General features: G+C 62.8%; 1 protein-coding gene. It reads right to left on the reverse strand.

Going from position 1 to position 1,186, the window contains the following annotated elements:
- A partial coding sequence (tuf, locus tag KDG50_02255) for an elongation factor Tu (GenBank protein ID MCB1864224.1) occupies positions 1–1,186 on the reverse strand: 1,186 nt, incomplete at both ends.

Here is a 1,186-nt window from a genome sequence, read left to right on the forward strand (position 1 = left end):
TCGATAATCTTCGCCACGACGCCGGCACCGACCGTGCGTCCGCCTTCGCGAATCGCAAAGCGCAGCCCCTCTTCCATCGCGATCGGGGCAATCAGCTTCACCGTGATCTTCACGTTGTCGCCCGGCATCACCATCTCGGTGCCCTCCGGCAGACTCACCGCACCGGTCACGTCCGTCGTGCGGAAGTAAAACTGCGGCCGGTAGTTCGCGAAAAACGGCGTGTGCCGACCACCCTCTTCCTTGCTCAGCACGTAGACCTCGGCCTCAAAGTGCGTGTGCGGCGTGATCGTGCCGGGCTTCGCCAGCACCTGGCCACGCTCGACCTCGTCGCGCTTGGTCCCGCGCAGCAGCACACCGACGTTGTCGCCCGCCTGCCCCTGGTCCAGAAGCTTGCGGAACATCTCCACACCCGTGCAGGTCGTCTTCGTCGTCGGGTTGATGCCGACAATCTCGATTTCCTCTCCGACCTTGATCACCCCGCGCTCCACGCGACCGGTCACCACCGTGCCGCGCCCGGAGATCGAGAACACATCCTCGATCGGCAGCAGAAACGGCTTGTCGGTATCGCGCACCGGATCGGGAATGTACGCATCAAGCGCTTCGATCAGCTTGTCGATCGATGCAGTCCCAATATCAGAGCTGTCGCCCTCGAGCGCCTTCAAGGCCGAACCGGTGATGATCGGCGTGTCGTCGCCCGGAAACTCGTATTTGGACAGCAGCTCGCGCACTTCCATCTCGACGAGCTCGAGCAGCTCCGCGTCATCGACCATGTCCGCCTTGTTCAGGTACACGACGATGTAGGGCACACCAACCTGGCGCGCCAGCAAAATGTGCTCGCGAGTCTGCGGCATCGGGCCGTCGGCCGCCGACACCACCAGAATCGCCCCGTCCATCTGCGCCGCACCGGTGATCATGTTCTTGACGTAATCGGCGTGTCCCGGGCAATCCACGTGCGCGTAGTGGCGCGCCTGCGACTCGTACTCAACGTGCGCGGTCGCAATCGTGATCCCACGCGCCTTCTCTTCGGGCGCGCTGTCAATCTGGTCGTAGCCTTTCGCCTCACCACCAAACTTCTTCGACTGGTGCGTGGTGATCGCCGCGGTCAACGTCGTCTTGCCATGGTCCACGTGACCAATCGTCCCGACATTCACATGCGGCTTCGTGCGCTCGAACTTCGCCTTGGACA

The organism is Chromatiales bacterium (assembly GCA_020445605.1).
GTDB lineage: Bacteria > Pseudomonadota > Gammaproteobacteria > JAGRGH01 > JAGRGH01 > JAGRGH01.